The organism is Neobacillus cucumis (genome assembly GCF_023715505.1).
The window spans coordinates 1-18,990 of record NZ_JAMBOH010000010.1 but is presented as its reverse complement, the minus strand read 5'-3'; the positions used below and the strand labels follow the sequence as shown (position 1 = coordinate 18,990).

The 18,990-nt window shown below is 42.7% G+C and carries 17 protein-coding genes, 2 rRNA genes and 1 riboswitch; of the genes, 2 read left to right on the top strand and 17 right to left on the bottom strand.

The annotated features are described in order from the left end of the window. Positions 1 to 3 precede the first annotated feature (3 nt). Both M3226_RS15655 and M3226_RS15650 read right to left on the bottom strand, forming a co-directional pair. On the bottom strand, positions 4 to 1,056 hold the full coding sequence (locus M3226_RS15655) for a DUF3048 domain-containing protein (RefSeq protein ID WP_251566659.1): 1,053 nt from the start codon (positions 1,054 to 1,056) through the stop codon (positions 4 to 6). A 71-nt stretch (positions 1,057 to 1,127) separates the two neighbouring features. Next, positions 1,128 to 2,873, bottom strand: a complete 1,746-nt coding sequence (locus M3226_RS15650) for an adenine deaminase C-terminal domain-containing protein (protein ID WP_251566657.1) — start codon at positions 2,871 to 2,873, stop codon at positions 1,128 to 1,130. A gap of 164 nt (positions 2,874 to 3,037) precedes the next feature. On the opposite strand from M3226_RS15650, the gene M3226_RS15645 reads away from it, so the two are divergent. Further along, positions 3,038 to 3,331, top strand: coding sequence for a YgaP family membrane protein (locus M3226_RS15645; RefSeq protein WP_251566655.1), 294 nt, complete (start codon positions 3,038 to 3,040; stop codon positions 3,329 to 3,331). 84 nt (positions 3,332 to 3,415) lie between these two features. Here the strand turns inward: M3226_RS15645 and purD are convergent, their stop codons facing one another. The 13 genes from purD to M3226_RS15580 form a co-directional block, all read right to left on the bottom strand. Next, positions 3,416 to 4,687 carry a phosphoribosylamine--glycine ligase gene (gene purD, locus M3226_RS15640; RefSeq protein ID WP_251566653.1) on the bottom strand — a complete coding sequence of 424 codons (1,272 nt, stop codon included), beginning with the start codon at positions 4,685 to 4,687 and terminating at the stop codon, positions 3,416 to 3,418. 15 nt (positions 4,688 to 4,702) lie between these two features. Next, positions 4,703 to 6,241, bottom strand: coding sequence for a bifunctional phosphoribosylaminoimidazolecarboxamide formyltransferase/IMP cyclohydrolase (gene purH, locus M3226_RS15635; protein WP_251566651.1), 1,539 nt, complete (start codon positions 6,239 to 6,241; stop codon positions 4,703 to 4,705). Further along, positions 6,216 to 6,818, bottom strand: coding sequence for a phosphoribosylglycinamide formyltransferase (gene purN, locus M3226_RS15630; protein ID WP_251566649.1), 603 nt, complete (start codon positions 6,816 to 6,818; stop codon positions 6,216 to 6,218). Before purN ends, purH begins: the two co-directional genes overlap by 26 nt. After that, positions 6,815 to 7,849 (bottom strand): phosphoribosylformylglycinamidine cyclo-ligase, encoded by a 1,035-nt coding sequence (gene purM / locus M3226_RS15625; protein ID WP_251566647.1) that lies wholly within the window; start codon positions 7,847 to 7,849, stop codon positions 6,815 to 6,817. The genes purN and purM overlap by 4 nt, the downstream gene beginning before the upstream one ends. Positions 7,850 to 7,861: 12 nt before the next feature. Further along, positions 7,862 to 9,265 (bottom strand): amidophosphoribosyltransferase, encoded by a 1,404-nt coding sequence (gene purF / locus M3226_RS15620; protein ID WP_251566644.1) that lies wholly within the window; start codon positions 9,263 to 9,265, stop codon positions 7,862 to 7,864. Beyond that, positions 9,250 to 11,466 (bottom strand): phosphoribosylformylglycinamidine synthase subunit PurL, encoded by a 2,217-nt coding sequence (purL, locus tag M3226_RS15615; RefSeq protein WP_251566642.1) that lies wholly within the window; start codon positions 11,464 to 11,466, stop codon positions 9,250 to 9,252. The genes purF and purL overlap by 16 nt, the downstream gene beginning before the upstream one ends. Further along, a complete protein-coding gene (purQ, locus tag M3226_RS15610; protein ID WP_205179713.1) occupies positions 11,450 to 12,133 on the bottom strand; it encodes a phosphoribosylformylglycinamidine synthase subunit PurQ in 684 nt (227 codons plus the stop codon). The genes purL and purQ overlap by 17 nt, the downstream gene beginning before the upstream one ends. After that, the gene (gene purS / locus M3226_RS15605) at positions 12,130 to 12,384 is read right to left on the bottom strand and encodes a phosphoribosylformylglycinamidine synthase subunit PurS (protein WP_160724240.1); all 255 of its coding nucleotides are present in this window, start codon (positions 12,382 to 12,384) and stop codon (positions 12,130 to 12,132) included. Before purS ends, purQ begins: the two co-directional genes overlap by 4 nt. Continuing rightward, entirely contained in the window at positions 12,377 to 13,090 is a 714-nt protein-coding gene (purC, locus tag M3226_RS15600) for a phosphoribosylaminoimidazolesuccinocarboxamide synthase (protein ID WP_251566640.1), read from the bottom strand. Before purC ends, purS begins: the two co-directional genes overlap by 8 nt. Before the next feature lie 80 nt (positions 13,091 to 13,170). Continuing rightward, positions 13,171 to 14,469, bottom strand: a complete 1,299-nt coding sequence (gene purB / locus M3226_RS15595; protein ID WP_251566638.1) for an adenylosuccinate lyase — start codon at positions 14,467 to 14,469, stop codon at positions 13,171 to 13,173. Positions 14,470 to 14,473: 4 nt separating this feature from the next. After that, on the bottom strand, positions 14,474 to 15,622 hold the full coding sequence (gene purK, locus M3226_RS15590) for a 5-(carboxyamino)imidazole ribonucleotide synthase (protein WP_251566914.1): 1,149 nt from the start codon (positions 15,620 to 15,622) through the stop codon (positions 14,474 to 14,476). Continuing rightward, the gene (gene purE, locus M3226_RS15585; RefSeq protein WP_251566636.1) at positions 15,615 to 16,103 is read right to left on the bottom strand and encodes a 5-(carboxyamino)imidazole ribonucleotide mutase; all 489 of its coding nucleotides are present in this window, start codon (positions 16,101 to 16,103) and stop codon (positions 15,615 to 15,617) included. The genes purK and purE overlap by 8 nt, the downstream gene beginning before the upstream one ends. A gap of 122 nt (positions 16,104 to 16,225) precedes the next feature. Next, positions 16,226 to 16,327: riboswitch (purine riboswitch) on the bottom strand. 88 nt (positions 16,328 to 16,415) lie between these two features. Beyond that, positions 16,416 to 16,613, bottom strand: a complete 198-nt coding sequence (locus M3226_RS15580; RefSeq protein WP_251566634.1) for an NETI motif-containing protein — start codon at positions 16,611 to 16,613, stop codon at positions 16,416 to 16,418. Positions 16,614 to 17,007: 394 nt separating this feature from the next. On the opposite strand from M3226_RS15580, the gene M3226_RS15575 reads away from it, so the two are divergent. Beyond that, complete coding sequence (locus M3226_RS15575) at positions 17,008 to 18,237, top strand: TolB family protein (protein WP_251566632.1); 1,230 nt, start codon at positions 17,008 to 17,010, stop codon at positions 18,235 to 18,237. Positions 18,238 to 18,494: 257 nt separating this feature from the next. On the opposite strand, the gene rrf is transcribed toward M3226_RS15575, so the two are convergent. Together rrf and M3226_RS15565 are read right to left on the bottom strand one after the other, a co-directional pair. Beyond that, positions 18,495 to 18,611: ribosomal RNA gene (rrf, locus tag M3226_RS15570) — 5S ribosomal RNA — on the bottom strand. A 206-nt stretch (positions 18,612 to 18,817) separates the two neighbouring features. After that, positions 18,818 to 18,990 (bottom strand): 23S ribosomal RNA (locus M3226_RS15565); the annotation flags it as partial.

Genomic DNA, 18,990 nt, shown 5'->3' with positions numbered 1-18,990 from the left:
TATTTATTGTGCATGAAGTGAAACACTTGTATGCAGTCCAGGGTTGGCCGGAACCACATTGACCCATGTATGCCCCTGAACAAGGGGTATTTCTTCCCCATTTTTCATCGGGACAATTCTTCCATCCTTATTAGCCCATTCGACCTCGTTTACTTTGCCCATTTGGAGCAAATAGGCTTTTCCGCCCGACTCTAAATCGATGTCTCTAAGGCCATAAGAATCAATGGTTTTATGGACTGCCTCTATAATAAAAACATTGTCTAGTAACATCGGGTCGCCAGTTTCCAAGTCAACGGTTTGATCTCCAGCCGAAAAACGCTTATACTTGCCGAGTGTTTCATCAAATTCGAATTTTGAATTGAATGTACCGCTTTTTGAATAAGTAATGCTGACCGACTTAGCCGCTTGCCCCGTTATTTTTTTGCTTTCTTCCACTGAGTAAAAAGTGAAGGCAGGCGGACTGCTTTTCATCGTATATCCCTTTTGCTCCGCACCCTTTAAGATGTTTTCATAGGTGATATAGGAGTTATGAGGCGGTTTTCGTGAACTGGATCGTTTAAATAATGTTCCATCATATACCATCCCGTTTAAATTATCTACATAATTACTTTCGAGTAATTGTTTGGCCTCTGGACTGTAGCCATGTGCAATGTAGAGAGCATTTAAACCTTTGGCGAGCTTAATATAGTAATCCCGAGCACTCCTCACGGGACCGATATTTGTTGGCCTCTCACTTTGAAAGACTGCGAGGAAACGGGTAATATCCCCTTCAGCTAGAATTTCATAAACAATATCTGCCTTGTTCAGCCCTGATTGGGGTCTAGCTTTTGGGTGATTATTGACCATAACAGCAACCGCACGTTGATCTGGTTTCGTATTAGTACCAATACCTGTTAACGGATAAAAATAAGGGTTGGCTTTTGCCACATCTTCTGGTTGATTCTCATGTTCCGTATCCGGTTTTTGTTCCTTAACAGGTCTTTTTACCGTTTCCTTACTAGAACACCCTGAGAGCAGTAAAAGGAAAGCTGCCATGGCAACAGCCCATTTTTTCATTAAATGAACACCCCTATTTTATCCATTTTACAAAATCACTTTCACGCTTTAACTCTTTACTTACTTACAGTTTAACGCATTATAGACGGAAAGAGTACTGATTTGTTCATAACATCATACATTCCTTGCTGAGTGATTCGAATGTATGGTAAATGTGTAGCTGAGAAAAAGGCAAGACTATATATTGGATCTGAAAATTTATAGCCGCGTTCTTTCAATTCTTTTAATAATGTTTTCTCTTGTTCTATTAATTTTTCAATAGGAATGCTAGACATGATTCCGCTTAAGTTTAGAGGTACTTCACAAACCACTTGAGCGTCCTCCATCATCACAATTCCCCCGCCTAATTCTTTCATTCTATTAAAAGCCTTAATGATATCATGCCTGTTTTTCCCAATTAAAATAATATCTCCGGTATTAGAATAAGAGCTGGCAAGAGCTGATAGGTTTGTTGCAAACCCTTTTAAAAGCGTATTTATTCTCCAATTCCCATAACGGTCAACCAGCATAAAGTAACATTCATCAGACTCTTCTGGCAGTTGGTCTGCAGAAGCATCAATTGAGATCGAATAAGGCTTCATGATGACGGAATTCTCCATCTTAATCCCAAATGGCATGGAAAATTGCAGGTCATCAAGCGATAACTGCCAATCCATTTCCATTGGCTTAAATCCATATTCATTCCAGTTAATTTCACCATACATTCCTTCTACTTTAACACCGTCACGCTTTACCCATTTACCTTTGGCTAAAACAGAGACCGGAGTTGGATTTTCAATACTTGATAGGAAGTTAATGTTGGCTATACGTCCGGTTGCAATTGCACCATGAAGATGCTCAATTTTATAGTATCGAGCAATATTTACGGTTGCCATATTATAGGCATCTATAACAGGAACTCCCTTTTCAATCGCAATTCTAATCATTTGGTCGATAATCCCTTGCTCGTAAAAAGTGGAGGAGGAACCGTCTGTATTAAACATGAGCCTGTCATAGGCCTCAATTCCTAATCGTTTCATATCATCTAAGATCTCCGGAAGGTCAGGCCGAATCGATGAATAACGTAGTGAAACCATATAGCCTTGCATAAGCCTGCTGTAAACTTCTTCACCGGTCATGGCCTCATGGTCACTATCGGCTCCTAGCAGCATCATTTTTGCTAATGTTTTTTCGGAAGCGCCAGGAAAATGTCCTTCGATTTGCTTACGCATCCGTTTGGCCTCCTGAATCCAATGAAGCATCATATCATCGCCATCCAGGAGTTTTGGCCAGCCTGTTAATTCGCCGCCTTGAAGGACTGCGTCGTGCTCAAGCCATGCCTTTACATTACTATGTGAAAAAATCTCTTCTTCATTCATTAATTCAGTTTGTGAATCAAACCGGCTCCACCAATACATGGAAGATGGGATTGAGCGAAGATCTCTAAGCAGTGAAAACGCTTCCCTTTTTTCCAAATGTAAAATTAGCGCCATATTATCATTAATTAACGTCGTCGTTCCAAATTGGGATGCATAGGCGGCTAATGTCAGGGGATTATATAATTGAAATGGATGTGCATGTGGTTCAATGTATCCTGGTACAATGATTTCATTGGTGCAATCAATGATTTCACAGTCTTCGATATAAGAAGGCATATTATCGCCAACATAAACAATGCGGTCTTCATAAATCCAGATGTTCGCTCTCATCCATTGGCGAAAGGTCTGATTTAAGTACAATGCATTTTTCAATAATATTGTTGGGGATGTTTTCCCTTCTAAAACGGATACATGAATGCGTAATTGTTTGTTTTTCCAGCGGTAGCGTTGTTCCAGCATACCATGTCCCTCCTCTAATAAAACTATCTATATAATAATAAGTTGATTTAACAATAAAGAAAGCCCTTACAAAACTTCTTTGATACCTATCTTATCATATTTTACTTTTTAAAGCAGTAAAGTATTGATAAAAATTGTAAAAATGTTGTGAAGGAGTGAACAAGTTGAAAATTTCACCAAACATCGGGATTTTGAATGCATTAATTCGGATCACTTTGGGGTTAACGATTGTGGCTTGGAGTACCTCAAAGATGGTCAAGCGTCCTTGGAGAGATTCTTATTTGCTCGCTGCTTTTTGTGGCGCGATGAAGGTTGCTGAGGGTATTGTCCGCTATTGTCCTGTGACAGCTTTATGCGAACGGTGGTCGGATATGGTGAAAGAGCATCAGAATGCGACTGATTCTGGGGAAGGGACGGAAGGGTTAGTGGATTTGGATGTGCCTTATAATCCGACTTGAACTTCATTGAGAGCTTTTGAGGTCAATATTTATAAAAATGTCCGCATGAACCTTTCATGCGGACATTCCCTATTCCATCAAAATTTAACGAACCACCGATACAATCGCCTTCGCACCAATATCCCTGCGATAAAAGGCGCCATCACAATCCAATTTCTCTAACTCCACATAAACCTTCGCTTGTGCATCAGCAAGAGTCTCAGCCTTGCCCCCAACAAGAAGCACTCGGCCGCCTGCTGTCAAAAACTCACCTGCGTCATTTTGAATCGTACCCGCATGGAAGGTATAGACTTCCTCAGAAAAATCTGCTAATCCCTTAAGCACAGCACCCTTCTCATACTCCCCAGGATACCCTTTTGCCGCAACCACTACACCAACCATTGCCTGCGGATCCCATTCAAGTTCTGGCCGCTCGCCATTCAAAAGAGCTAAGATAACCTGAACCAAATCAGAATGCAGCCTTGGTAAAATAACCTGTGTTTCCGGGTCGCCGAAACGGGCATTAAACTCAATTACCTTTGGACCTGCAGCCGTTTTAATCAACCCAGCATATAAAATGCCACAGAAACTTCGTCCCTCTTGAACCATTGCTTTTGCCGCTGGAATCAAAACCGTCTCAACAGCAGTTGCTACCGTGTCCTCACCAATTTGCGGAACCGGGGAGTAAGCACCCATTCCACCAGTATTCGGACCTTTGTCGCCATCATACGCACGTTTATGATCCTGAGCGATTTCAAGCGGGATGACTACTTCCCCATTCACGAATGCCATCAACGAAAATTCCTCGCCATCTAAAAACTCTTCAATCACAACACTTGAAGAAGCGGCTCCAAATTTTGCACCAACGAGCATCTCTTCCACACTCGCAAGTGCTTCTTCTAAAGTCATGGCAACCGTGACACCTTTTCCAGCAGCCAACCCGTCTGCTTTAATCACAATCGGAGCGCCTTTCTTCTGGATATAACTACGCGCCTCTTCGATCGAGGTAAAAACAGCATAATCTGCAGTAGGAATATGATATTTCTTCATTAAATCCTTGGCAAAGGACTTGCTTCCCTCAATTTCAGCTGCTGCCTTCCGCGGTCCGAACACAGCCAAACCAGCTGCCTCAAATTTATCGGATAGCCCTTCAAGTAAAGGAACTTCCGGTCCAATAATCGTTAAGCCTACCTCTTGCTCTTTCGCAAAGGCAATAAGCTGATCATGCTGTGATTCCTCAAGCGCGATCAGTTCCGCCACATCTACCATTCCAGCGTTACCTGGAGCAACAAATACCTTTTCAACCAACGTGCTTTCGCTGACCTTTCGGCAGATCGCATGCTCGCGTCCGCCACGGCCAATGATTAGTACCTTCATCCATTACACCTCATTTTAATGTTTAAAGTGTCTAACGCCCGTAAACACCATGGCGATTCCGTATTCGTCTGCTTTTTTAATCGAATCAGCATCCTTAATCGATCCGCCAGGCTGAATAATGGCAGTAATTCCTGCTTTTGCTGCCGCTTCAACGGTATCATTCATTGGGAAGAAGGCATCAGATGCAAGGGCCGCTCCTTCTGCTTTTTCACCCGCCTGCTTAAGAGCAATCTCCGCTGAACCAACGCGGTTCATTTGACCCGCGCCAACCCCAAGCGTCATATCTTTACTTGAAACAACAATGGCATTGGATTTTACGTGTTTAACCACTTTCCAGCCAAGTTTTAGAGCTTCCCACTCTTCTTCAGTTGGTTGTCTCTTAGTCGGAACAGTAATGGTTGCATCCTCTAATGAATAACGGTCTTGTTCTTGAACAAGCAATCCGCCTTCAATTGTCGTCATTTTCAACTCAGGCTTTTTCACATCATTAAACGGAATCGTTAACAGACGAAGATTCTTTTTGCCTGTTAAAATCGCTAATGCTTCTTCTGAGAAAGATGGCGCAATGATAATCTCTAAGAAAATTTCATGAAGTTTGCCTGCTGTTTCACCGTCTACTTCCCGGTTAAAGGCAATAATGCCGCCAAAAATAGAAACAGGATCAGCTGCAAATGCTTTGGTAAATGCTTCAAAGCCGGTTTGACCAGTACCAACACCACATGGATTCATATGCTTAACCGCTACAGCTGCAGGTTCTGAGAATTCTTTTACGATTTGCAAAGCAGCATCTGCATCATTGATATTGTTGTATGAAAGTTCTTTTCCATGAAGCTGAACGGCATTGGCAATCGAGAAGGTTGAACCTAACGGCTTTCTGTAAAAAGCAGCCTTTTGATGAGGATTTTCTCCGTAACGAAGTGTCTGCTTAAGGTCATATGTAACCGTTAAGGTTTCAGGTGTTTCTTCTTGTGCAAGGTTTGTCATGTATTCAGCTATTAAAGCATCATAAGCGGCTGTATGACGGAATACCTTAGCTGCCAGCTTTCTTCTTGTTTCGAGCGTCGTTGTACCGTCTACTTTTAACTCCTCAATCACCGTTGCATAATCTGCAGGATCAACGACAACCGTTAAATATTGATGGTTTTTAGCTGAAGCGCGCAGCATAGACGGACCGCCAATATCAATGTTTTCAATCGCATCTGCTACCGTAACATCTGGTTTTGCGATTGTTTGCTGGAATGGATAAAGATTGACGCAAACTAGTTGAATAGGCTGAATTCCGTGCTCGTCCAGCTGTTTTAAATGATCAGGATTATCATGCTTAGAAAGTAAGCCGCCATGGATAAATGGATTTAACGTTTTTACACGGCCTTCTAAAATTTCCGGAAAACCTGTTACATCACTAACACTAAGTACAGGGATTCCCTGCTCTTGAAGAGCCTTTTTTGTACCGCCGGTTGAGATCAATTCAAACCCTAGGCTTACTAGTTCTTTCGCAAAGTCGGTAATTCCATTTTTATCAGATACACTAATTAGCGCGCGCTTTTGTGACATTGATTACATCTCCTTGTGTTAATAGCATTTGAAGTATCTCTGGATATAGTTTGTGTTCGATTTGCTGTATTTTCTTTTGCAGGCTGTCTCTTGTTTCATTTTCTTCCAATCTTACACGTTCTTGAATAATAATGGGACCCGTATCCATACCTTCATCCACATAATGAATGGTAACCCCGCTCCAATTTGCTTTGGCTGCCAGGGCCTGACCAATGGCATCCTTACCTGGGAAAGCTGGAAGCAGTGATGGATGAATATTGACGATCCGGCCTTGATAGGCACTTAGCAAGGTTGAGCCTATCAAGCGCATGTATCCGGCAAGGACAATGAACTCCACATCATATCTTTTTAATTCCGCTAAGATTGCTTGCTCATATTCTTCCTTATTAGTATAATCCTTTGCTTGAAAAATAAAGCTTGGAATTTCCGCTGCATTGGCACGATCTACCGCATAGGCACCTGGTTTGTCACAGACTAACAGGGAAATTTCCGTCTCTAGTTCGCCTGACTTGACTACATCGATGATAGCTTGGAAATTACTCCCATTACCAGAGGCAAACACTGCTATTTTTTTCATAGCCGTCCACCTTGGCCCTTAATCTCAATCCCAGCCTGATCCGTCACAACACCGATTTGATACGCTTTTTCACCGCACTGTTCGAAATGCTGAAGCACATCGGAGGCAATTTCACGATCCACAGCAATGACCATTCCAATGCCCATGTTAAAAATGTTATACATCTCCGCATAGTCAACTTGCCCATGAGAAGAAATCAATTGAAACACTGGTGGAATCGGCCAGCTTTTTTCATCTATCTTTGCCCCAAGACCCTCAGGCAGCATCCGCGGGATGTTTTCGATAAAACCGCCTCCGGTAATATGGGCCATTCCTTTTAACGGGAACTTTTTCAATGCCGACAGAATCGGTTTAACGTAAATCTTCGTAGGTTTTAATAACTCTTCTCCTAATGTACAGCCGAGCTCATCAACAAAATCTAGCAATGACCAATTATTAAAAACTTTACGTACAAGGGAATAACCATTACTATGGATACCGCTTGAAGCTAAACCAATCAGAACATCACCAGCCTGGATGGTTTCACCTGTAATTAACTGTGATTTTTCACAAGCTCCTACCGTAAATCCCGCAAGATCATACTCGCTTTGGCTATATAAGCCCGGCATTTCAGCTGTTTCGCCGCCAATCAGCGCACATCCAGCCTGCTCGCAGCCGTCGGAAATACCTTTTACAATGGCCTCGATTTTTTCAGGCTCGGCTTTTCCACACGCAATATAATCTAAAAAGAACAATGGCTCTGCCCCTTGAACAACGATATCGTTCACACACATAGCCACTGCATCAATCCCAATCGTATCATGTTTATCCATCCAAAATGCAATCATCAGCTTCGTGCCCACTCCATCGGTGCCTGACACCAATACCGGCTCCTTTAATTGCAGTGATGATAAATCAAACATGCCGCCAAAACCGCCCAATCCGCCAATAACACCAGCCCGTGCTGTTCTTTGGACATGCTTTTTCATTCGTGAAACAGCCTCATAGCCCGCTTCAATATTTACGCCAGCCTCTTCATATGCTTTAGCCAAGAGTCTCCCACCTTATTTTTGATAATAGTATTGTAGTGTATCAGGATAAATTTCTGTTGGATAATTCCCTGTGAAGCAACCGAGGCAATAGCCATTCGTTCCTTCCTGGCCGAGTGCCTTCATCATCCCTTCGACACTAATAAAGGTTAATGAATCGGCACCAATCAGTTCTCTAATTTGCTCAACGCTTTTATCAGAGGCAATTAATTCCTCTTTTGTCGATGTATCAATACCATAAAAACATGGATTTTTAATTGGTGGTGAACTGATCACAACATGAACCTCTGTTGCTCCGGCTTCCTTCAACAGGTTCACAATTCGTCTGCTCGTTGTTCCGCGTACAATTGAGTCATCCACCATGACAACACGCTTTCCTTCCACAACACCGCGGACTGCGGAAAGCTTCATTTTTACCCCTTGCTCCCGAAGCGATTGCGACGGCTGGATAAAGGTTCTGCCGACATATCTGTTTTTAATTAAACCCATTTCATATGGAATCCCTGTTGCTTCTGCATAGCCGATGGCTGCTGAAATACTAGAATCAGGAACCCCGGTCACAACATCCGCTTCAAATGGTGCTTCTACTGCTAATTGTTTCCCCATATTTTTACGGGCTGTATGAACATTGATTCCTTGAATGTTACTATCAGGTCTTGAAAAATAAATATATTCCATCGTACAAATCGCTTTTGTGGTACTGATGGCAAACCGCTCGGATGTTAAACCATTTTCATTAATAATTAAAAGTTCACCAGGCATAATATCACGGATATATTCAACGCCAATTACATCAAAGGCACAGGTTTCTGATGCCACAACATAAGCATCCCCCAGGCAGCCAAGGGACAAAGGACGTAAACCATGCGGATCGAGAGCAACCATAAGCTCGGTTTCTGTCATGATTAAATACGCGTAAGCACCCTTTAACATCGCTAAAGCGTTTTTCACTTGATCCTTCAAATGAGGATAACCGCTTCTTCTAATCAGATGAGCCAAAACCTCTGTATCAGAGCTTGTTTGAAAAATACTTCCCTGGGATTCAAGCTGGTACTTTAGGGAATTAGCATTAACGAGATTACCATTATGGGCAAGCGCCAGACTTCCGGTTTGTGAATGAAATAGGAGCGGCTGGACGTTTTCGTAGCCTCCGCCGCCTGCCGTAGCATACCGAACGTGCCCAATAGCAGCACTACCTTCTAAGTCCTTCATTGCTTCAGTTGTAAAAATTTCCGATACTAGCCCTTCACCTTTTACACCTGTAAGCTTTTTTCCATCGGAAACAACAATGCCTGTTCCTTCCTGGCCGCGGTGCTGAAGGCTGTGAAGTCCGTAATAGGTTAACTGTGCAGCATCCTGGTGTCCAAAGACACCAAAGATACCGCACTCTTCGTTTAATCCCTTTATTTCAGGCAGCATGGGATAGCTCCTTTCCAGGCAGCTTTCAGTTCTGCAACTGAAGCTTCAAGCACTGATGCATCATCATTTTTGACTACCAATGTTGAGGTTTCAGTGACAGTGCCAATCTGTACTGCTTCTACTAATCTTTCAAACTCATCTTTATGTTCTGGTTTTACAGTCAATAAGAAACGTGATTGTGTCTCACTGAATAAAGCAGAGACTGAATTTCCTGCAACCGTTACTTCTGCTCCAAGCCTTTCATTTGCGAATAGACTTTCTGCTAATGCCACACCTAGACCGCCTTCTGATAGGTCATGGGCAGATTGCACGACTCCTGCACGAATTGCCGCAAGTACTCGATTTTGTCTTTCCTTTTCCACTGTTACATCTAATTCAGGTGCCTTACCAAATACACGTCCGTTCAGAAGCTTTTGAAGCTCACTGCCGCCAAATTCGTCCTTCGTTTCCCCTACAAGATAGATAAGGTCGCCGTTTTGTTTGAAGTGCTGTGTTGTAATATGGTCAAGATCCGTTACTAAACCAACCATCCCTACTACTGGTGTTGGATAGATCGCAGTTCCACTAGTTTCGTTATATAAAGAAACGTTTCCGCCGATAACTGGTGTCTCAAGGACACGGCAGGCTTCACTCATGCCATCTGCTGCTTTTTCAATCTGCCAGAACACTTCTGGCTTTTCTGGGTTACCGAAATTTAGGTTATCTGTAATGGCTAAAGGCTCTGCACCAGAACATACAATATTACGTGCTGCTTCAGCTACGGCGATTTTTCCGCCTACTTCCGGATCCAAATAGACATAACGTGAATTACAATCTGTTGTCATTGCCAGCGCTTTTCGTGTGCCACGGATTCTAACAACTGCTGCATCTGATCCTGGAGCAACAACTGTATTGGTACGAACCATATAGTCATACTGCTCATAAACCCATTCCTTGCTGGCTACTGTTGGCTGGCTTAAAAGACTTACTAATGTTTCTTTCAAATCGTCCACTTGCGGAACTTCATTCTCCATTGCTTGGAATTCTGCGAAATAGCTTGGTTCTTTAGATGGCTTGTGATAAACCGGTGCATCTTCCGCTAATGCATCAGCTGGAACATCTGCCACGATTTCTCCTTTATGGAAAAGGCGAACCTGTTTGTCGCTAGTAACTTTTCCAATACCTACTGCTTCTAATCCGTACTTTTCAAAAAGATCAACGATTTCTTGCTCTCTGCCCTTTTTAACAACAATCAACATACGTTCTTGGGATTCAGACAGCATCATTTCGTAAGCAGTCATGCCTGTTTCCCGCTGTGGAACTAAGTCCAAATTCATCTCAAGTCCCATTCCAGCTTTGCTGGCCATTTCGGCAGACGAACTGATAAGTCCAGCTGCGCCCATATCTTGAATACCAACAAGTGCATCAGAATGAATCAATTCTAGACATGCTTCTAACAGAAGCTTTTCCATAAATGGGTCACCAACCTGAACGGCTGGACGGTCCTCATTAGATTGTTCCGTTAACTCTTCAGAAGCAAACGTGGCACCATGAATTCCGTCGCGTCCTGTTTTTGCTCCTACGTACATTACCGTATTGCCCTCACCGTGTGCCTGGCCTTTTTTAATGTCCTTATGGTCAATGAGTCCAACACACATCGCGTTAACTAATGGATTTCCTTCATAGCACGGATCAAACTGAATCTCTCCGCCAACCGTCGGAATACCAATACAGTTACCATAGCCGGCAATCCCAGCAACTACCTCTTTGAATAAATAGCGTACGCGTGCCGAATCTAGTTCCCCAAAACGCAGTGAGTTCAGCATTGCAATTGGACGGGCTCCCATCGAGAAAACATCACGGATAATGCCGCCTACACCTGTTGCTGCACCTTGGTAAGGCTCAATTGCGGATGGATGGTTATGACTCTCAATCTTAAAAACAACAGCCTGTTCGTCACCGATATCAACGATCCCTGCGCCTTCCCCTGGACCTTGAAGAACTCGTTCACCTGTAATAGGGAATTTTTTTAGAATAGGCTTTGAATTTTTATAACTGCAGTGTTCCGACCACATGACCGAGAAAAGACCCGTTTCGGTATAATTTGGTGTACGCCCAAGAATACTTTCAATCAGTGCAAATTCTTCGTCGGACAAACCCATTTGCTGATATACTTTCTCTGCTTTAATCTGAGTAGGATTTGGTTCAAGCGTTGACAACATGTGCTTCCCTCCAAGCTTTTACAATCGATTGAAACATTTTTAAACCATCGGCACCGCCCAATAATTCATCAACCGCTCTTTCTGGGTGCGGCATCATTCCTAGGACATTGCCTTTTTCATTCGTGATTCCTGCGATATCCGCTAGACTTCCGTTCGGATTCTGATTATAGGTAAAAGCAATTTGGTTGTTTGCTTTCAATTTAGCAAGTGTTTCTTCATCACAATAATAATTTCCTTCTCCATGTGCGACAGGGATCATGATGCTTTCCCCTTCGCCATATGCGTTTGTAAACATCGTCTGATTATTTTCCACCTTTAACTCAACGGGTTTACAAATGAACGATAGGCTTTCGTTCCGTCTCATTCCCCCCGGAAGCAATCCTGCTTCAAGAAGAATCTGAAATCCATTACAAACACCAAGGACTGGCTTCCCCGCCTCCGCTGCTTTTACAACCTCTTTCATCACGGGGCTAAAACGGGCAATCGCGCCTGTGCGCAGGTAGTCACCAAAAGAGAAACCTCCAGGCAGCAAGATGGCGTCAAACTCGTCTAGGTTATCAGCATCATGCCATACATATTCTACTTCTTCGCCAAGTTCATCCTTAACCGCATGAAACATATCAACGTCACAATTCGATCCTGGGAATACGATCACCGCAAACTTCACTGTGTCACACACTCCTCTACTTCATAACGGTAATCTTCAATAACCGGATTGGCTAATAGGTTCGTACAGATTTCATTAATGACTTCATTAATGTCACGATCTGATTTTTCAATCGTTAACTCCATGAATTTTCCGATTCGGACATCTGTTACTTGCTTATAGTTTAAAGAATGTAAGGAATGAGTTACGGCTTTACCTTGTGGATCTAATACACTCTCTCTTAATGTTACATACACCTTTACTTTATACATGCTGATGTCCTCCCAATTTCGCTAAAATAGTTTCATAGGCTTCTGTTAAACTTCCTAAATCCCGGCGGAATACATCCTTATCGAGCTTTTCATTGGTTTCTTTATCCCACAGTCTGCAGGTATCTGGAGAAATCTCATCGGCAAGTAAAATTTGCCCTTCATTGTCTTTGCCGAACTCAAGCTTAAAGTCGATTAAGCGAATCCCGAGCTCATTGAAAAAGCTTGATAAAATTGTATTGATTTCAAGTGCTTTATTCTTTAGGATTTCAAGTTCCTTGACGGTTGCTGCTTTTAGTTCGAGAATGTGATCAACTGTCACAAGCGGGTCGCCCAAAGCATCGTCTTTAAGATAAAATTCAACGAGTGGTGTAGACAGTTCTTTTCCTTCTTCGATTCCTAAACGAGTAGAAAGTGTTCCTGCTGCGACATTGCGTACAACAACTTCAAGAGGAATAATCGTTACTTTCTTCACCAGCTGCTCGGTTTCTGAGACTCGCTTGATAAAGTGTGAGTCAATGCCTTGCTCTTTCAGCTTTAAAAATAACAAACTAGTAATCTCGTTATTCAAACGGCCTTTTCCGGTAATAGTCGCCTTCTTTTGACCGTTAAAAGCAGTTGCAGAATCTTTATATTGAACCAGTACAACTTGTTCATCGTCGGTTGTAAAAATCTTTTTAGCTTTGCCCTCGTAAAGCATTTCACTCATCCTAACGCACCTCTATTCTTAATATTGGGAATCTTCGGGATATAGGAAGGGCTGACTTGCGCCCTTCCTATCCACTTTTTTTATCCGTTTAACCCTAAGCGGTCAAATATTGTATCCACATGCTGAAGATGATAGTTATAGTTAAAGCAATCCGCAATCTCTTCTGGTGAAAGCAATGAGGTAATCTTATTCTCCGCCTCAATCAAACCGCGGAATGGAACTTGTTTCTCCCATGCTTCCATCGCTTTTGGCTGTACCGTATCATACGCTTCTTCACGTGATAACCCCTTATCAATTAAAGCCAATAGGACACGCTGAGAGTAAATCAACCCTAACGTACGATCCATATTGCGTTTCATATTCTCAGGGAACACCGTTAAATTTTTCACAATGTTACCAAAGCGGTTTAACATATAATTCAATGCAATCGTCGCATCCGGAAGGATAATCCGCTCTGCCGACGAATGTGAAATATCACGCTCATGCCATAGCGGCACATTTTCATAAGCAGTCATCATATAGCCGCGAATCACGCGTGCCAATCCTGTCATGTTCTCTGAACCAATTGGATTCCGTTTATGCGGCATTGCGGAAGAACCCTTTTGACCCTTTGCAAAGAACTCCTCCACCTCGCGTGTCTCACTCTTTTGCAGGCCGCGAACTTCAACCGCGAACTTTTCAATTGAAGTCGCAATCAGAGCAAGCGTAGACATATAGTGGGCATGACGGTCACGCTGTAAGGTTTGTGTTGAGATTGGCGCGGGGCTCGTTCCTAATTTCTCACAAACATATTGCTCAACAAATGGATTAATGTTTGCATAGGTTCCGACCGCACCGGAAATTTTACCAAATTCAACCCCTGCAGCTGCCTGTTTAAAACGCTCAAGGTTGCGCTTCATTTCTTCATACCATAATGCAAGCTTTAAACCAAAAGTGGTTGGCTCAGCATGAACCCCATGTGTCCGGCCCATCATAACCGTAAATTTATGTTCAATGGCTTTATTTTTTAGGATCTCAATAAAGTTTTCGATATCTTTCAAAAGAATGGTGTTAGCCTGTTTTAAAAGATAGGATAACGCCGTATCCACCACGTCTGTTGAAGTTAAGCCATAATGCACCCATTTCCGTTCTTCACCTAATGTTTCCGAAACCGCGCGGGTAAAGGCCACAACATCATGTCTTGTTTCCTCTTCAATTTCTTTGATTCTGTCAATGTTGAAAGAAGCATTCTCACGTAATTTCTTTACATCTTCCTTAGGGATTTCCCCTAACTCAGCCCATGCTTCACAAGCAAGAATCTCAACTTCCAACCAAGCATTAAAACGATTTTCTTCTGTCCAAATAGCTCCCATTTCTGGTCTTGTATAACGATCAATCATTCATTTATCCCCCGATCTTTTCATTAGCAGTTTCCCAGATGCTGCTTACATCAATTTCCTTAAGTGCCACCTCAACGTTCTCACGTAAAATAGTCACATGGCCCATTTTTCGTTTAACCTTCGCTTCCTTTTTGCCGTACAAATGAACTTTCCAGCCATTCAAGTCCGGAATTTCCTTATACAGGTCCTCTAGATGCTCACCTAATAGGTTGACCATTACGGCCGGTTTTAACAACTCTGTACTTCCTAACGGCCACCCGCAGATCGCCCGGATATGCTGCTCGAACTGCGACGTTTCACAGGCCTCAATTGTATAATGGCCGGAATTATGAGGCCGTGGTGCCAACTCATTAATAAAAATGGTCCCATCGCTGTTCACAAACATCTCGACAGCCAGTGTCCCAACAACCTTTAGCGAATCCGCAAGTTGCTTTGCCTTTTGAATCGCATCTATCTCAGTTGCCTCCGAAATTCTCGCCGGAACAATCGTTTTATGCAAAATATTTTCTTTGTGAATATTTTCAGCCACTGGAAAAATCGCTGTTTCTCCATCAAGCGTCCGCGAGACAATGACTGATATCTCTTTTTCAAAAGGAATCCATTTTTCTAACACGCAGTCACCATGCGCTAGAAGCGGCGCGGCCTTCTCTAAGTCCTGCTCTTCTCTAATGACCAGCTGGCCCTTTCCATCATAACCGCCCCTTGACGTCTTTAACACAGCTGTATACCCAATCTCGTTTATTTTTAAAAATAAATCCTGAGAGGTTCTAATGACTGCATATGGTGCCACCTCCACACCTGCTTGTTGGATGGCTGCCTTCTCCTTAATCCGATCCTGCGTGATTGTGAGCAGCTTTGGCCCCTGCGGTACATAGGCTTGTTCACAAATCCAGCTTAACGTATCTGCATCTATATTTTCAAATTCATACGTAATGACATCACTCACTTCAGCCAAACGGCTGATTGCCTCGCGGTCATCGTAGGCGCCGATCACTTCTATATCAGCGACTTGTCCGCACGGGGAATCCGATGACGGTTCTAAAACCGCAATTCTAAAGCCTTGTGCTCTTGCTGCTAAAGCCATCATTCTCCCAAGCTGCCCTCCGCCGATGATTCCAATCGTTGCACCTGGTAAGATGGTCTGCTTATCCAAGTTGATCACTACTTTCCAATACCTCTTGTTTAGTGGCTTCTCTTCTTGCCTCTAATCTGCCGGCAAGTTCTTGGTCTTCCGTTGCGATAATTTGTGCAGCTAGTAATCCCGCATTGACTGCACCAGCTTTTCCAATTGCCACAGTGGCAACTGGCACACCGCCCGGCATTTGGACGATGGACAGCAGGGAATCTATCCCCTTTAACGCTTGGGTTTGAACAGGAACCCCAATGACCGGCAAGGTTGTTTTGGCTGCAACCATTCCAGGAAGATGGGCCGCACCGCCGGCTCCAGCGATAATCACCTTTAGCCCTCTGTTTCTAGCTTCTTCTGCATATGTGAACATTAAATCTGGTGTACGATGTGCGGAAACGACCTTTTTTTCATAGGCGACCTCTAACTGATCTAAAACTTCACATGTATATTTCATGGTTTCCCAATCTGATTTGCTTCCCATGATGACACCAACAAGTGTAGTCATCCTAGATCCCCCTTTATTAGGCAAAATAAAATGCCCGTAACAAATAGCTTCTCGTTGTAAGAGAAAGCCATTTGTCCGGGCATGATGACACATTGGAAATAAAGGGACAAGCCCTTACTCCGAACATATTGACTTTCCCTCATAGTCCAATAATTTACGGTTATTGGGTAGAAACTTATGGGCCATATTCCCATGGATATACGAGGGTAAAAATTGTGTTTGATCTGATAGCTTTATCTTACCAACCATCACCTTAGTATGTCAATAAATTTGTCGAACATTATTTTTAAATACAACTATAATGTTCGTGTTTTACTCAATTAATCTTGCTTCAAAGACAATTTGACGGCCTATAGGTTCATAAATGGTTTCACCGGCAATTTTTACCTCTTGAAATATTGGCTTCTCTGTCCGCCGGACCGGAGCATATCCCTGCTGTTTCATCCTATTCAGGCACTCCTCAATACTTTCATTTTCTTGTACCTCAAATTGCAGTTTCTTTTTGCTCATATCAAAACCTCTTTCTAATTTCTGTACACAATATACAAGGAAAAGCGTAAGCGCCTTGGTCAGCCCCGATATAGGGCGACTTGTCGACTGCCGACGAAAGTAGGGTCAAAGACTAGTCGCCCTTAATGCGTACAGAAAGCGATAGCTTTCAGTAGCCAAGCATAAGACGAGCCGGCCGAAAGGTTTGCTATATAACCTTTTGGACGGATTGTCCTAAATGTGGAGGCGACTGTCCTGGGACTCTAGGCTAAGACGTACCCTGCAAGAAGGCGCTTTTTGCCTTCTTCAGGGGATGGCTTATGACTCGAGTCCCAAGGAGCCGCAACTGGATAAGCTGTAGACCATCGAGGGGCTAGGCGCTGGAGCTAGACAATCATAAAAAGGAGGGTCTTCTTTGTTAAAAAATATTCTAGTTTTAATGCTCTTCATTATTATTATTCCCACATGCCACACTGCTTACGCCCAAAACACGTCTAAAGAGTTAAAGGCAGCTTTTATCCGTAATCACGATTTATGGATTAAAACTGGAGATAAGGAACAGCAGGTTACCGTTGGAGAGCAGATAAGCTATCCTAAGTGGTCTCATGATGGTAATTGGATCGCCTATTTAAAAGGAAATAAAAAAGACGGGGTGTGTGAGCTTTGGTTGTATAACTTAAAAATCAATCATCAATATAAGGTTAGAACCAATGTGGATAACAACTTCCAATGGTCCCCGAATAATAATCGAATAAGTTTTATAATTAATAAAGAATTATACGTGCTTCACCTCGATCCTGCAATTCCCTTTTTAATTTCAGAAATAGCGGAAAATATTGAAAATTTCGCTTGGCTTCCAGATGGTCATGAAATGCTAATTTCGCAAAAGATAAGTCAGCAGATTCATTCGGATCTCATCTTATCAAAGATTATTCTTCGTCAAACAACCAAACCTGTAGTTAAGCCTCTTTACACTATTCCTGTTAATGAAGATGAATACTATGTCAGTACAAGTCCATTTAAATGGTCATACGATGGAAAATGGCTTAGTTTTTTATTAATTCCGACAGCGTCTTTATCAGCTGATAGTAACACCTTATGTTTGTTATCTAGGGATGGACGAGCTTTTCAAAGGGTAGCCAATATGTTAAAAGAGGAAGAATGGTTTCAATGGGCCCCTTCGAAAAATATTCTTGGGTATGTTAATGGCGTTGGAAGGGAAGCCAATCTAAATAAGCAGATAGAGGTTGCTAATGTCCCTTCTCTGAAAAAAATCCTACTTACCCCAAAAGGTTATGTAGATAGAGACATTTCATGGAAAAATAACAAGGTTATTTATGTCACCCGCGCCAAAGAAGACACTCAGGCCGATTTACATAAAAGGCCACTGCCCAGTATTTATCAAATTACTCTTTCCTCTGGTCGGCAAAATCAGGTATCCTTCCCGACTATACAAGAAGGAGATTTTGCTCCGCATTATATAGGTGATACACTTGTTTGGATAAGGACCAATAAATATTCTGCCACTGTATTTAGGTCAAATGAAAAAATCGGGGTTAAGTGGATTAAAAATTTAAATATAGCTAGTAGTTATTATGATCGTTGGAATTGGGATGAGGTGTTTAGTATTTACAGCGGTCGCTAATTAACATTGGAATCATTTGCATGAGAAAAAGAACAAAAGCTTAAGCGCCTTGAACAGCTTCGACAAGCATAAGACGCTCAGGGAAGAAAGGCGTTCTTTGCCTTTCCCTCCAAGAGTGGCTGTAGACCATCGAGGATCAAGGGGCTAGGCGCAGGAGCTGGACGTCGGTAGTCCGCTTTTTAATAGTTATCCAAAAGCTAAAATTTTATAATTTCCTTAACGACAAAAAAAGACAGTCACTTAAGACTGTCTTTTGTACCTGGCAACGTCCTACTCTCACAGGGACTCGCGTCCCAACTACCATCGGCGCTGAGAAGCTTAACTTCCGTGTTCGGTATGGGAACGGGTGTGACCTTCTCGCCATTATTGCCAGACTATTTAATTGAAAGAAGTTCGTTCTCTCAAAACTAGATAATATATAGAAGAAGTAAAAACGAGTTAATTCGCTTTAAAACTTGGCTAGCTGCGGCTCCTAACTTCTCGGCCGTTTCGATCCGTCCCTACAAATCCAAAACCAGGATTTGCAGAGCGCGGCTCGTAAGCGTTCGTCGAAGTTGAACAGTCGCCTTCGCTTTTCGTTTTGGTTAAGTCCTCGATCGATTAGTATCAGTCAGCTCCACATGTCACCATGCTTCCACCTCTGACCTATCAACCTGATCATCTTTCAGGGATCTTACTAGCTTGACGCTATGGGAAATCTCATCTTGAGGGGGGCTTCATGCTTAGATGCTTTCAGCACTTATCCCGTCCGCA

Coding starts and splice junctions, on each gene's coding strand:
- M3226_RS15655 (WP_251566659.1), bottom strand. CDS start 1,056: ATGAAAAAATGGGCTGTTGCCATGGCAGCTTTCCTTTTACTGCTCTCA.
- M3226_RS15650 (WP_251566657.1), bottom strand. CDS start 2,873: ATGCTGGAACAACGCTACCGCTGGAAAAACAAACAATTACGCATTCAT.
- purD (WP_251566653.1), bottom strand. CDS start 4,687: ATGAAGGTACTAATCATTGGCCGTGGCGGACGCGAGCATGCGATCTGC.
- purH (WP_251566651.1), bottom strand. CDS start 6,241: ATGTCACAAAAGCGCGCGCTAATTAGTGTATCTGATAAAAATGGAATT.
- purN (WP_251566649.1), bottom strand. CDS start 6,818: ATGAAAAAAATAGCAGTGTTTGCCTCTGGTAATGGGAGTAATTTCCAA.
- purF (WP_251566644.1), bottom strand. CDS start 9,265: ATGCTGCCTGAAATAAAGGGATTAAACGAAGAGTGCGGTATCTTTGGT.
- purL (WP_251566642.1), bottom strand. CDS start 11,466: ATGTTGTCAACGCTTGAACCAAATCCTACTCAGATTAAAGCAGAGAAA.
- purS (WP_160724240.1), bottom strand. CDS start 12,384: ATGTATAAAGTAAAGGTGTATGTAACATTAAGAGAGAGTGTATTAGAT.
- purC (WP_251566640.1), bottom strand. CDS start 13,090: ATGAGTGAAATGCTTTACGAGGGCAAAGCTAAAAAGATTTTTACAACC.
- purB (WP_251566638.1), bottom strand. CDS start 14,469: ATGATTGATCGTTATACAAGACCAGAAATGGGAGCTATTTGGACAGAA.
- purE (WP_251566636.1), bottom strand. CDS start 16,103: ATGACTACACTTGTTGGTGTCATCATGGGAAGCAAATCAGATTGGGAA.
- M3226_RS15580 (WP_251566634.1), bottom strand. CDS start 16,613: ATGAGCAAAAAGAAACTGCAATTTGAGGTACAAGAAAATGAAAGTATT.